At 51.6% G+C, this 14,443-nt stretch carries 8 protein-coding genes; 6 read left to right on the forward strand and 2 right to left on the reverse strand.

All coding sequences use genetic code 11. From position 1 onward, the window contains the following. Nucleotides 1-379 precede the first annotated feature (379 nt). On the forward strand, nucleotides 380-3,049 hold the full coding sequence (rcsD, locus tag SBG_RS10610) for a phosphotransferase RcsD (RefSeq protein ID WP_000083211.1): 2,670 nt from the start codon (nucleotides 380-382) through the stop codon (nucleotides 3,047-3,049). 16 nt (nucleotides 3,050-3,065) lie between these two features. Further along, entirely contained in the window at nucleotides 3,066-3,716 is a 651-nt protein-coding gene (gene rcsB / locus SBG_RS10615) for a response regulator transcription factor RcsB (RefSeq protein ID WP_001061918.1), read from the forward strand. Between the two features lie 103 nt (nucleotides 3,717-3,819). Here the strand turns inward: rcsB and rcsC are convergent, their stop codons facing one another. After that, complete coding sequence (gene rcsC, locus SBG_RS10620; RefSeq protein WP_000876067.1) at nucleotides 3,820-6,666, reverse strand: two-component system sensor histidine kinase RcsC; 2,847 nt, start codon at nucleotides 6,664-6,666, stop codon at nucleotides 3,820-3,822. Nucleotides 6,667-6,783: 117 nt separating this feature from the next. Continuing rightward, nucleotides 6,784-9,420 (reverse strand): DNA topoisomerase (ATP-hydrolyzing) subunit A, encoded by a 2,637-nt coding sequence (gyrA, locus tag SBG_RS10625; RefSeq protein WP_001281277.1) that lies wholly within the window; start codon nucleotides 9,418-9,420, stop codon nucleotides 6,784-6,786. A gap of 146 nt (nucleotides 9,421-9,566) precedes the next feature. Here gyrA and ubiG point away from each other — a divergent pair, with 146 nt between their 5' ends. The 4 genes from ubiG to yfaE all read left to right on the forward strand — a co-directional run bounded on the left by ubiG (nucleotide 9,567) and on the right by yfaE (nucleotide 14,440). After that, nucleotides 9,567-10,295 (forward strand): bifunctional 2-polyprenyl-6-hydroxyphenol methylase/3-demethylubiquinol 3-O-methyltransferase UbiG, encoded by a 729-nt coding sequence (gene ubiG / locus SBG_RS10630; RefSeq protein ID WP_000990740.1) that lies wholly within the window; start codon nucleotides 9,567-9,569, stop codon nucleotides 10,293-10,295. 356 nt (nucleotides 10,296-10,651) lie between these two features. Next, nucleotides 10,652-12,937 (forward strand): class 1a ribonucleoside-diphosphate reductase subunit alpha, encoded by a 2,286-nt coding sequence (gene nrdA / locus SBG_RS10635; RefSeq protein ID WP_001076505.1) that lies wholly within the window; start codon nucleotides 10,652-10,654, stop codon nucleotides 12,935-12,937. A gap of 118 nt (nucleotides 12,938-13,055) precedes the next feature. Next, nucleotides 13,056-14,186 (forward strand): class Ia ribonucleoside-diphosphate reductase subunit beta, encoded by a 1,131-nt coding sequence (gene nrdB / locus SBG_RS10640; protein WP_000332021.1) that lies wholly within the window; start codon nucleotides 13,056-13,058, stop codon nucleotides 14,184-14,186. Next, nucleotides 14,186-14,440, forward strand: a complete 255-nt coding sequence (gene yfaE / locus SBG_RS10645) for a ferredoxin-like diferric-tyrosyl radical cofactor maintenance protein YfaE (RefSeq protein WP_000533924.1) — start codon at nucleotides 14,186-14,188, stop codon at nucleotides 14,438-14,440. The genes nrdB and yfaE overlap by 1 nt, the downstream gene beginning before the upstream one ends. The last annotated feature ends 3 nt before the right edge of the window (nucleotides 14,441-14,443 follow it).

Here is a 14,443-nt window from a genome sequence, read left to right on the forward strand (position 1 = left end):
CTATCATCATTAACTTTATTTATTACCGTCATTCATTTCTGAATGTCTGTTTACCCCTATTTCAACCGAATGCTTCGCATTCGGTTTTTTTTCGCCAAACTGACTGCGCAATTCTTCCCGCATAAAACTATCACGGTTATTCACTACCCGCGTTCTCTACCGCTTTTAGGCATTCTCAAAGCATTTCTTGATAGTTAGTGCTAATCATCGATAAGCAATCTTTATCTTTGTACGGACCGACAAATATTGTACGCTTTTCCTGCCGCGCCGACGGAGCGCGTTTAAGTTGCACTGCATGAGGTAAGAGTCTGGAAATTCATTCATTACCCTTTATACTGCCCTTTCACCTTCAGCGTTGTTTAACAGGTCTTAAACATAAATGAGTCAGTCTGACACAACGGTTTCTACCCGATTCTCCCTTCTCCCGGGAAGCATTACCCGTTTCTTCTTATTGCTGATCATTGTGCTGCTGGTAACCATGGGCGTTATGGTACAGAGTGCCGTCAATGCCTGGTTGAAAGACAAAAGCTATCAAATTGTTGATATTACCCACGCTATCCATAAACGTGTGGATACCTGGCGGTATGTGACCTGGCAAATTTATGACAACATTGCTGCGACCACTACGCCATCAACAGGCGAAGGGCTTCAGGAAACGCGCCTGAAGCAGGATGTGTACTATCTTGAAAAGCCCCGGCGTAAAACTGAAGCGCTGATTTTCGGCTCCCATGATAGTGCCACGCTGGAAATGACACAGCGTATGTCAACTTATCTGGATACGCTATGGGGCGCGGAAAACGTACCGTGGTCAATGTATTACCTCAACGGGCAGGATAACAGCCTGATTCTTATCTCCACGCTTCCGTTGAAGGATCTCTCTTCCGGCTTTAAAGAGTCTACCATCGGCACTATCGTCGACTCCCGCCGGGCAGAGATGCTGCAACAGGCGAATGCACTGGATGAGCGAGAAAGTTTCTCCTCCTTACGAAAACTGGCATGGCAGAACGGTCACTATTTTACGCTGCGCACAACCTTCAATCAGCCGGGGCATCTGGCAACCGTGGTGGCGTTTGATCTCCCTATTAATGATTTAATCCCGCCAGGAATGCCGCTGGACAGTTTTCGAATAGAGCCTGATGCAGCCCAGACAACAGGACGAAACAGTGAAAAGGAGTCGCCTGATAGTGTCAGTATTAGCTTTAACGGTTCAAAAATAGAGATTTCTTCAGCTCTGAACTCCACCGGAATGCGTCTGATCTGGCAGGTGCCGTTCGGAACGCTTTTACTTGATACGCTACAAAATATTTTGCTGCCTTTACTGCTGAACATCGGGTTGCTGGCGTTGGCGTTATTTGGTTATGCCACATTCCGCCATCAGCCAGGACGGTCAACGGAACCAGCATCCACCAGCGCGGCGAATAACGAATTACGTATATTACGGGCAATTAATGAAGAGATTGTTTCTCTGCTGCCGCTGGGTCTGCTGGTTTACGATCAGGAAGGTAACCGCACCGTCATTAGCAATAAAATCGCCGATCATTTATTGCCGCATCTGAACCTGCAAAATATCACCAGTATGGCCGAACAGCATCAGGGCGTGATTCAGGCGACGATTAACAACGAGTTGTATGAAATCCGTCTGTTCCGCAGCCAGGTCGCGCCCCGCACGCAAATTTTTATTATTCGCGATCAAGACCGGGAAGTGCTGGTGAACAAAAAACTTAAGCAGGCGCAGCGTCTGTATGAAAAGAACCAGCAAGGCCGCGCCGCCTTTATGCAAAATATCAGCAATACACTCAAAGAGCCCGTACGCCAACTGGCGGTTACTGCCGCAGCAGTCACAACACCCGAGAGCCTGAAGCTGGCGGATCAAGCGGATGTATTAGTCCGTATGATCGATGAAATCCAGCTGGCAAATATGCTGGAAAATGACGCATGGAAAAGCGAAGCCACTCTGTTCTCTCTCCAGGATCTTATTGACGAAGTCGTGCCAGAAGTGCTGCCTGCCATTAAGCGTAAGGGACTGCAATTGTTGATTAATAATCATTTGAGCGGCAACGATGCACGCTGGGGCGATCGCGATGCGCTACGCCGGATTTTGCTATTGTTAATTCAGTACGCTGTCACCACGACTTCTCTCGGTAAAATTACGCTTGAGGTTGAGCAGGACGAATCCATAGAGGAACGTTTGACTTTCCGCATTCTGGATACCGGCGAAGGCGTAACGTTGAACGAGATCGATAATCTGCATTTCCCGTATATGAATGAAACGCAGAGCGATCGTTACGGCAAAGCAAATCCACTCACTTTCTGGCTGTGCAATCAACTGGCGCGTAAACTGGGCGGTCATCTCAACATTAAAGCGCGTGAAACGCTGGGCACGCGTTATACCGTTCATGTCAAAATGCTTCCCCACGATCAGCACACCCAGGTTGAAGAACGCTTGCTGGATGATGTTAGCGTGATGGTCGACGTGACGTCCAATGAGGTGCGTGCGATTGTGCTGCGTCAGTTAGAAAACTGGGGCGCTACCTGCCTCACGCCCGACGAACGGCAGGTAAGTCAAGAATATGATCTCTTTTTAACGGATAATCCGTCTAATCTTACTGCCTCCGGCTTACTTTTAAGCGATGATGAGTCAGGCGTGCGAAAAATTGGCCCTGGTCAGTTGCGCGTCAACTTTAATATGAGTAATGCTATGCAGGAGGCTGTACTACAACTTATCGAAGAGCAACTGGCGCAGGAAGAAATTCCAGCCTCCCCGCTCGGCGGAGATGAAAATGCCGAACTTCATGCCAGCGGTTATTATGCACTATTTGTAGACACAGTACCGGAGGATGTTAAGAGGTTGTATACTGAAGCGGCAACCAGCGATTTCGCTGCGCTGGCCCAAACGGCCCACCGCCTGAAAGGGGTGTTTGCCATGCTTAATCTGGTACCCGGCAAGCAGTTATGTGAAACGCTGGAACATCTGATTCGCGAAAAAGATGCTCCAGGTATAGAAAAATATATCAGCGACATTGACGCCTACGTCAAAAGCTTGCTGTAGCAAGGTAGCCCAATACATGAACAATATGAACGTAATTATTGCCGATGACCACCCGATTGTACTGTTCGGTATTCGCAAATCACTTGAACAGATCGAGTGGGTGAATGTTGTCGGCGAATTTGAGGATTCCACAGCATTGATCAACAACCTGCCAAAATTAGATGCGCATGTGTTGATCACCGACCTCTCTATGCCGGGAGATAAATACGGTGATGGGATCACCTTGATCAAGTACATCAAGCGTCATTTTCCGAGCCTGTCGATCATTGTTTTGACCATGAATAACAACCCGGCGATCCTGAGCGCCGTGTTGGATCTGGATATTGAAGGGATCGTACTTAAGCAGGGGGCGCCAACCGATCTGCCGAAGGCGTTGGCCGCGCTGCAAAAAGGCAAAAAATTCACGCCGGAAAGCGTCTCTCGTCTGCTGGAAAAAATCAGCGCAGGCGGCTACGGCGACAAACGCCTGTCGCCGAAAGAGAGCGAAGTATTACGCCTGTTTGCCGAAGGTTTTCTGGTCACCGAAATCGCCAAGAAACTCAACCGCAGTATTAAAACCATCAGTAGCCAGAAGAAATCGGCGATGATGAAACTGGGCGTAGAAAACGATATTGCGCTGCTTAATTATCTCTCTTCCGTGACACTGAGTCCGAGCGACAAAGAGTAAATCTCTTTCACGTTACCCTGCCTGATGGCGCTACGCTTATCAGGCCTGCAAACCGACTCACCTTTTACAGGCCGGATAAGGCGACGCCGCCATCCGGCATTTTTTATGTCCGCGTTTTACGCACCCGCTCGGCATACACCGCCAGCGTCTGTTTTAACACATCCAGCGTTACGGGTTTAGACAAACAGCTGTCCATCCCGGACTCCAGGCAACGTTGTTTTTCTTCCGCCAACGCGTTCGCCGTCACCCCCACTACTGGTAGCGTCAGCCCTAGCTGGCGAATACGCTGCGTCAGACGATAACCATCCATATTGGGCATGTTGACGTCGCTTAATACAATATCGATAGCATTTTTACTCAGCACATTCAGAGCATCTACGCCATCATTGGCAGTCTTACATTGATACCCCAGCGACCCAAGCTGATCGGCCAACAGACGGCGATTGATCGGATGGTCGTCAACCACCAGAATCATCATATCGTCATTTGAATATGCGGTTTTATCGACTGCCGGTAAGGCGGTGGAAAGCGCTTCACTATCCAGTTCAATACTATAGATACGCGCCAGCAGCGCAGGCAACTCATGCACCGACGCCACGCTATGCACCCACTCGCCCGGCGCTCTTTCCAGCGGAATTCCAATATGGCGACGGCAAAAGACCACTGCCGCCCTCCCCTGCCAGGTATGTTCCAGCGCGTCATCGACAATCAGGATATCATCCGCTGTGGGCGCTTGTCCTTCGTAACGCTGTGTATGAATGCCGCTACGCGCCAGGCTGGTCTCAATAAATTGACATAGTGAAGTATTGCGCACCGCCAACCAACAGCAGGTTCCGGCGAGACCTTCCATACCTTTTTTCACTGGATACTGAGCGCCATAAAGCGGAATACGCAGCGTAAACTGGCTTCCCATTCCGGGTTCCGAGTCAACGGAAATATCGCCGTCCATCATGCTGATCAATTTTTCGCAAATCGCCAGGCCCAGGCCAGTGCCCTGAAAGTTACGCTGTACGCCGGTTCCCACCTGGAAGAAAGGATCGAACAGGCGGACGACCTCTTTCGCCGGGATCCCGACCCCGGTATCCCGCACACGAATGCTGAGATAATCGCCGTCACAGCGCACATGCAGTACAATACAGCCAATATCGGTAAATTTAATGGCGTTGCTCAACAGGTTTGAAATGACCTGCTGCAAACGCATCGGATCGCCATTCAGAGATACCGGCACATCAGGCTCAATAAAGCAATACAGACCGAGCTGCTTACGTACCACCAGCGGCAGGTAGTTGGCGGTGATATGATTCATCACTTCCCGCGGCGAAAATTCGCGTGGCTCAATCTTCAGTTGTTCCGACTCGATTTTCGAGAAGTCGAGAATGTCGCTGATAATTTTCAGCAACAGACTGGAGGAGTTATTCATCGCCGTGACCAGGCGATCCACCCCTTTTGGCAGTTCCTTAGTTTGCAGCAGATCGAGATTACCGATGATACCGTACAGCGGCGTACGTAATTCATGGCTGACGGTCGCAAGGAACATCGATTTCGACTGGCTTGCCTGCTCCGCCGCCTGGGCCATTTCCTGCAATGACTCTTCCATTTTGACGCGTGTGCTCACATCTACCAGCACGCAGATCGCGACGTTTTCATTACGATAGCGGGAATGTACGAAGCTGATTTGCAAATTGGTATTGTTGCTGGTCAATACATCCACAAAATTGACCTGCTGGCCACAAATAATTTGCGTCAGCCGCTGCCTGTCTTCATGCGTCAGCATATTCAGATACGTATGTGCCAACTCGTTACTCAAGATGTTGACGCCATCAATAGTCCGCAGAATACAGATCCCCACCGGCGCGGAGGCGACGATTTTACGGTTAAACTGTTCGTGTTCTTCCAGGCGCTGGGCATCGCTTTCCGCCGGAATAAAAATTCGCCGCTCATACATTCTCGCAAGCGTAAATAGCCCCGCCCCCACCAGCACGTTCAGCAGGATAGCATTCAGGATAAGGATACGAATCCGCTCCAGCACTAAATCCACCGGCACAGAATAGACAATACTGAGCGAAGATGGCGGCAAACTCTTTTTAAGTATCAGCTCGCGAAAACCCGGCGTATAACCAAACCAGGTGCGCTCCTGCATCCAGCGCGGCTCCGCTTTAATATTGCCATCAGGGCCGGTTAACGAAATCAGCGCATGACCGTTCTCATCAATAATGGTGACGCCCATCGGCAAACTTCCCGGCGTGAAAAAATTTTCCATGCGGATGGACTGCTCAACGCCCAGCAGCGCCTGCAGACGGTTGGCCAGATACACCGGCGTCAGCGCATAAAAATAGCCCACGCCCTGACGCGCCCCCTGGCTTATCCAGAAAAGGTTATTCCCGCTTTCTTCCTGCGGCGCGTTGCGGTATTTCATAATGCGCTCATGCAGTGCCTTCAGCGCGTCATCGCGCTCTACAGGCATTTCGCGCAGGCCGAAATTCGCCATACAGAGATTATCGCTGCCAATCAGGAAAACGCGATTAAGATCATACGCCGCGGAAAAGTTATCGCGCCAGTAGCGCATAAACCAGGCCAGCGACTCCAGCGATCCGCGCCAGGCGGAACCCATCGCTGCACAGTCAGAGTCGGCAAATAGCGGTTCAAAATCCGGCACCACCATTTTGTCATCACGCGCACGCGACGACATCACGCCGTTTTCCGCGGTTAAACGGTTCTCGGCGATATATTTGAGCTCTTTCATCACATCCGACGTACGCTGGATAAAACGCTGCGCCTGATCGGAGCTAAGGTTAAACTCCTGACGAATTTCAGACTCCCGCTGGTGCAGGGCATTGACGATGTAAAACACCGAAACAAAGGCGATTAAAAGCCAGATAAGTAACGCCAACGCTCTGAATAAGTAGCGAGAGACTTTCAGCGTGGTTCGAAAGGAAGCCAGGTATTTCAAAGGGGCGAAGCTCCGCCTCAGTATGTAAATAGAGTGTGACTAAGGTAGCGGTAAATGACGTAACCCGCAACGGCAAAGAAAAAGGGCCGGAGATCCGGCCCTCGCATAGCAATCACATTACTCGTCAGCGTCATCCGCAACGTCGTCATCGCTTTCCGCTTCCGGGGCAATATCCTCATCCCCTTCCGCTGCGCTGCCGTCGATAGCGTCGAGTTCTTCGTCGTCTACCGGTTCAGCAACGCGCTGCAGACCCACCACGTTTTCATCTTCCGCTGTACGAATAAGAATAACGCCCTGGGTATTACGCCCCACCACGCTGATCTCAGATACACGGGTACGCACCAACGTACCAGCATCGGTGATCATCATAATCTGGTCGCAATCATCTACCTGCACCGCGCCAACCACAGAACCATTGCGCTCGGTCACTTTAATAGAGATCACGCCCTGCGTCGCACGAGACTTAGTCGGGTACTCGTCCGCCGCCGTACGCTTACCGTAACCGTTTTGCGTTACGGTCAGAATGGCGCCTTCGCCGCGTGGGATAATCAGGGAAACCACTTTATCTTCCCCTGCCAGCTTGATGCCACGTACGCCAGTTGCGGTACGGCCCATCGCACGAACGGCGTCTTCTTTGAAGCGCACCACTTTACCGGCGGCAGAGAACAACATCACTTCGTCAGAACCGGACGTCAGGTCAACGCCAATCAGCTCGTCGCCGTCGTTCAGGTTCACCGCGATAATCCCGGCGGAACGTGGACGGCTGAACTCAGTCAGCGCGGTTTTCTTCACCGTACCACTGGCGGTCGCCATAAAGACGTTCACGCCCTCTTCGTACTCGCGTACTGGCAGGATGGCGGTGATACGTTCGTCAGCTTCCAGCGGCAACAGGTTAACGATCGGGCGACCACGTGCGCCGCGGCTCGCTTCCGGCAGTTGATAAACTTTCATCCAGTACAGACGACCGCGGCTGGAGAAGCAGAGGATCGTGTCATGGGTGTTGGCCACCAGCAGGCGGTCAATAAAGTCTTCTTCTTTAATACGCGCGGCGGATTTACCTTTCCCGCCACGGCGCTGAGCTTCGTAATCCGTCAGCGGTTGATACTTGACATACCCCTGGTGAGACAGAGTGACGACAACATCTTCCTGACTGATCAGATCTTCGATATTGATATCAGCGCTGTTAGCGGTGATTTCGGTACGACGCGCATCGCCGAACTGTTCACGCACCAGCTCCAGCTCTTCACGAATCACTTCCATCAGACGATCGGCGCTGCCCAGAATTTGCAGAAGTTCAGCGATCTGCTCCAGCAACTCTTTGTATTCGTCGAGCAGTTTTTCATGCTCAAGACCGGTCAGTTTCTGCAAACGCAGATCCAGAATCGCCTGCGCCTGCTGTTCAGTCAGATAGTACAGACCGTCGCGCACGCCAAATTCCGGCTCCAGCCATTCCGGGCGCGCGGCATCATCACCGGCACGTTCCAGCATCGCCGCAACGTTGCCTAACTGCCACGGTTGTGCGACCAACGCCGCTTTCGCTTCCGCCGGGGTCGGCGCACGACGAATCAGTTCGATGATCGGGTCGATATTAGCCAGCGCAACCGCCAGCGCTTCGAGGATATGTGCACGATCGCGCGCTTTACGCAGTTCGAAAATGGTACGACGCGTCACCACTTCACGACGGTGGCGAACGAACGCAGAAAGAATATCTTTCAGGTTCATGATCTTCGGCTGACCATGGTGCAATGCCACCATGTTAATACCAAAGGAAACTTGCAGTTGGGTCTGGGAGTAGAGATTGTTAAGCACCACTTCGCCCACGGCATCGCGTTTCACTTCAATCACGATGCGCATCCCGTCTTTGTCAGACTCATCACGCAGCGCACTGATGCCTTCAACGCGTTTTTCTTTCACCAGCTCAGCGATTTTCTCGATCAGGCGCGCTTTGTTCACCTGATACGGAATTTCATGCACGATGATGGTTTCACGGCCCGTTTTCGCATCCGCTTCCACTTCCGCGCGGGCGCGGATGTACACTTTGCCGCGACCGGTACGGTAAGCCTCTTCGATACCGCGACGACCGTTGATAATCGCCGCCGTCGGGAAATCTGGCCCTGGAATATATTCCATCAGCCCTTCAATGCTGATGTCTTCGTTATCAATATACGCCAGGCAGCCGTTGATCACTTCCGTCAGGTTGTGCGGCGGAATATTCGTCGCCATACCGACTGCGATACCGGAAGAACCGTTCACCAGCAGATTCGGAATTTTGGTCGGCATGACGTCCGGAATTTTTTCCGTACCGTCATAGTTATCCACGAAATCCACCGTCTCTTTTTCGAGATCGGCCATCAGTTCGTGGGCGATTTTCGCCAGACGGATCTCCGTATAACGCATTGCCGCCGCGGAGTCGCCGTCAATAGAACCGAAGTTACCCTGACCATCCACCAGCATGTAACGCAGCGAGAACGGCTGCGCCATACGAACGATGGTGTCATACACTGCGGAATCGCCGTGGGGATGGTATTTACCGATTACGTCACCAACGACACGGGCAGATTTTTTATAGGCTTTGTTCCAGTCATTGCCCAATACGTTCATGGCGTAAAGTACGCGACGGTGTACCGGCTTCAGGCCATCTCGGACATCCGGTAGCGCACGGCCAACAATGACCGACATCGCATAATCCAGATAAGAGCTCTTCAGCTCCTCCTCAATGTTGACCGGTGTAATTTCTCTCGCAAGGTCGCTCATCTAACCGCTATCCCTCTACTGTATCCCGGATTCAAAGGTCGCAAATTATAACACAACCGCGTTGATTGAGGTAAACCAATACCGTTTATTCGCCGGGAATGCCTGATATACTTATTCGTCTTGCTAAATAAGGAGTAGAAGCCCCTATGAATGCCGAAAAAGCGCCGGAACGCCATAACGTTGACCATGAAGAAATTGCCAAATTTGAAGCAGTCGCGTCGCGCTGGTGGGATCTGGAAGGCGAGTTTAAGCCGCTGCACCGAATTAACCCGCTGCGTCTGGGCTATATTGCCGAACGCTCCGGCGGCTTGTTCGGTAAAAAGGTGCTCGATGTCGGTTGTGGCGGCGGTATTCTGGCGGAGAGCATGGCACGAGAAGGCGCCACCGTTACCGGGCTGGATATGGGCTTTGAACCTTTGCAGGTCGCCAGACTACACGCACTGGAAAGCAGCATTGAGGTAGAGTATGTGCAGGAGACGGTTGAAGAGCACGCGGCGAAACACGCTCAGCAGTACGATATCGTCACCTGTATGGAAATGCTGGAGCACGTTCCCGATCCGCGATCGGTCGTCCACGCCTGCGCCCGTCTGGTTAAACCTGGCGGCGAGGTGTTCTTCTCAACGTTGAACCGCAATGGAAAATCCTGGCTGATGGCGGTCGTCGGTGCGGAATATATTCTGCGCATGGTGCCAAAAGGCACGCACGACGTAAAGAAATTCATTAAGCCTGCTGAACTGTTAAGCTGGGTAGATGAAACCGTCCTGAAGGAGCAACATATCACCGGGCTGCACTACAATCCGGTGACGAATACGTTCAAACTCGGTCCGGGAGTAGACGTTAACTACATGTTGCATACCCGCGCGCAAAAAGCGTGACACCAAAGAATTTTCCTATAAAAGGTTGCGTCAGATCAGCGGGCGCAATCTTTCACTTCGATGAAGAAATCAGCACTCGATCAAATTTTGATTTTTTTTTATGGAATGTTGACATCGCCTCTAGCCCTTATCAGACGCGCATTTAGCGATTCTTACTCTTTTGCAACCGCAATTTAACGCCAAAATCAACTCTTGTACTCAAAAGAATCCCTACTAGAATACTCACCATATAGCGTTTCACTTATCGATCACCCCCTATATATAGTATTTATCCACAGAGTTAGTCACAACGTGGCGTTGTGGATAAATGGGGGATATTTTTTCTTTCACGGACAGGTAAACAGGTAGAAAACCACATGAATCAGAGTCTGCTGGTGACAAAGCGTGACGGCCGTACTGAGCGTATCAATCTCGACAAAATTCATCGCGTTCTTGATTGGGCGGCAGAAGGACTGAATAACGTATCGGTTTCTCAGGTCGAGCTACGCTCGCATATTCAGTTTTATGATGGGATTAAGACCTCCGATATCCATGAAACTATTATTAAGGCTGCCGCAGACCTGATCTCTCGCGATGCCCCGGATTATCAATACCTGGCCGCGCGCCTGGCAATTTTCCACCTGCGTAAGAAAGCCTTCGGCCAGTTTGAGCCGCCAGCGCTCTATCAACATGTGGTAAAAATGGTTGAGCTTGGCAAATACGACAATCATCTGCTGGAAGACTACACGGAGGAAGAGTTCAAGCAGATGGATTCGTTTATCGTTCACGACCGCGATATGACCTTCTCCTACGCTGCCGTTAAGCAGCTGGAAGGTAAATATCTGGTGCAGAACCGCGTGACCGGCGAAATCTATGAAAGCGCCCAGTTCCTTTATATCCTGGTCGCCGCCTGCCTGTTTTCTAACTATCCGCGTGAAACACGTCTTGATTATGTAAAACGTTTTTACGATGCGGTCTCTACGTTCAAAATCTCACTGCCGACGCCTATTATGTCCGGCGTGCGTACTCCAACCCGTCAGTTTAGCTCCTGCGTACTGATCGAGTGCGGCGACAGCCTGGATTCCATCAACGCCACCTCCAGCGCTATTGTGAAATACGTTTCCCAGCGCGCGGGGATCGGTATCAACGCCGGTCGTATTCGCGCGCTGGGCAGCCCAATTCGCGGCGGCGAAGCGTTCCACACTGGTTGTATCCCGTTCTACAAGCACTTCCAGACGGCGGTGAAATCCTGCTCTCAGGGTGGCGTACGCGGCGGTGCAGCAACGCTGTTCTATCCGATGTGGCATCTGGAAGTGGAAAGTCTGCTGGTGCTGAAAAACAACCGTGGCGTGGAAGGCAACCGCGTACGTCACATGGATTACGGCGTACAGATCAACAAGCTGATGTACACCCGCCTGCTGAAGGGTGGCGATATTACGCTGTTCAGCCCGTCCGACGTCCCGGGGCTGTACGATGCATTTTTCGCCGACCAGGACGAATTTGAACGTCTGTATGTGAAATACGAAAACGACGACAGCATCCGCAAGCAGCGTGTGAAAGCCGTCGAACTGTTCTCGCTGATGATGCAGGAACGTGCCTCTACCGGCCGTATTTATATCCAGAACGTCGACCACTGCAATACTCACAGCCCGTTCGATCCGGTTGTCGCGCCAGTGCGTCAGTCTAATTTGTGCCTGGAGATCGCCCTGCCGACCAAACCGCTACACGATGTTAACGATGAAAACGGTGAAATTGCGTTGTGTACGCTGTCTGCCTTCAACCTGGGCGCCATTAAGACTCTGGATGAGCTGGAAGAGCTGGCCATTCTGGCAGTACGCGCTTTGGATGCTCTGCTCGATTATCAGGATTACCCGATTCCGGCCGCCAAACGCGGCGCAATGGGCCGTCGTACGCTGGGCATTGGCGTGATTAACTTCGCCTACTGGCTGGCGAAAAACGGTAAACGTTATTCCGACGGCAGCGCCAATAATCTGACGCATAAAACCTTCGAAGCCATTCAGTACTATCTGCTTAAAGCGTCCAACGAACTGGCGAAAGAGCAAGGCGCGTGCCCATGGTTCAACGAAACCACCTATGCAAAAGGCATTCTGCCGATCGACACCTACAAAAAAGATCTGGATGCGATCGTCAACGAACCACTGCACTATGACTGGGAACAACTGCGTGAATCAATCAAGACCCACGGTTTACGTAACTCGACGCTATCAGCGCTAATGCCGTCTGAAACGTCGTCCCAGATTTCCAACGCCACCAACGGGATCGAACCCCCGCGCGGCTACGTCAGCATCAAGGCGTCGAAAGACGGTATTCTGCGTCAGGTCGTGCCCGATTATGAGCATCTGAAGGACGCTTACGAACTGTTGTGGGAGATGCCGAACAACGACGGTTACCTGCAACTGGTGGGTATTATGCAGAAGTTTATCGACCAGTCGATTTCCGCCAATACCAACTACGATCCGTCGCGTTTCCCGTCAGGAAAAGTGCCGATGCAGCAGCTGCTGAAAGATTTGCTCACCGCGTATAAGTTTGGTGTGAAAACTCTGTACTATCAAAATACCCGCGATGGTGCGGAAGATGCGCAGGACGATCTGGCGCCTTCGATTCAGGACGATGGTTGCGAAAGCGGCGCTTGTAAGATTTGATGATCAATTGCCGGATGGCGCTTCGCTTATCCGGCCTGCAATACCGCGATGAATTTGTAGGCCGGATAAGCCGTTCACGCCGCCATCCGGCATTACACTCCAGACAGGATCCATTTCAATGGCATATACCACTTTTTCACAGACGAAAAACGATCAGCTCAAAGAGCCGATGTTCTTTGGCCAGCCGGTCAACGTGGCGCGCTACGACCAGCAGAAATATGACATCTTCGAAAAACTGATCGAAAAACAGCTCTCTTTCTTCTGGCGTCCGGAAGAGGTCGACGTCTCCCGCGACCGTATCGACTATCAGGCGTTGCCGGAGCACGAAAAGCATATCTTCATCAGCAACCTCAAGTACCAGACTCTTCTGGATTCCATCCAGGGGCGGAGTCCGAACGTGGCCTTGCTGCCGCTCATCTCCATCCCGGAGCTGGAGACGTGGGTAGAAACCTGGGCATTTTCCGAGACGATTCATTCGCGCTCTTATACGCATATCATTCGTAACATCGTCAACGATCCGGCGGTCGTTTTTGACGATATCGTGACCAATGCGCAAATTCAGAAGCGCGCCGAAGGCATCTCCGCCTACTACGATGAACTTATCGAGATGACCAGCTATTGGCATCTGCTCGGCGAAGGCACGCACACAGTGAACGGCAAAACGATTACCGTGAGCCTGCGCGAACTCAAGAAAAAGCTCTATCTGTGCCTGATGAGCGTCAATGCGCTTGAAGCCATTCGCTTTTATGTCAGCTTCGCCTGCTCTTTCGCATTTGCCGAGCGTGAACTGATGGAAGGCAATGCCAAAATCATTCGCCTGATCGCCCGTGACGAAGCTCTGCATCTGACTGGTACGCAACACATGTTGAACCTGTTGCGTAGCGGCGTGGACGATCCGGAGATGGCGGAAATTGCCGAAGAGTGTAAACAGGAATGTTATGACCTGTTTGTACAGGCAGCGCAGCAGGAAAAAGAGTGGGCAGACTATTTATTCCGGGATGGTTCGATGATCGGCCTGAATAAAGATATTCTGTGTCAATACGTTGAATATATCACCAATATTCGTATGCAGGCGGTAGGGCTGGATCTACCGTTCCAGACTCGCTCCAACCCGATCCCGTGGATCAATACCTGGCTGGTGTCCGATAACGTTCAGGTTGCGCCACAGGAAGTGGAAGTTAGCTCTTATCTGGTCGGACAAATCGATTCGGAAGTCGATACCGACGATCTGAGCAATTTCCAGCTCTGATGGGACGCGTCACGCTGCGCATCACTGGCACACAACTGCTGTGCCAGGATGAACACCCTTCTCTGCTGGCCGCGCTGGAATCGCATAACGTTAAGGTGGAGTATCAGTGCCGTGAGGGATATTGTGGTTCCTGTCGCACACGACTGGTCGCCGGACAGGTAGACTGGCTGACCGAGCCACTGGCCTTCATCCAGCCAGGGGAAATTTTGCCCTGCTGTTGCAGGGCAAAGGGTGATATCGAAATTGAAATGTAAGGG

It is taken from the genome of Salmonella bongori NCTC 12419, assembly GCF_000252995.1.
In the GTDB taxonomy this organism is placed as follows: domain Bacteria; phylum Pseudomonadota; class Gammaproteobacteria; order Enterobacterales; family Enterobacteriaceae; genus Salmonella; species Salmonella bongori.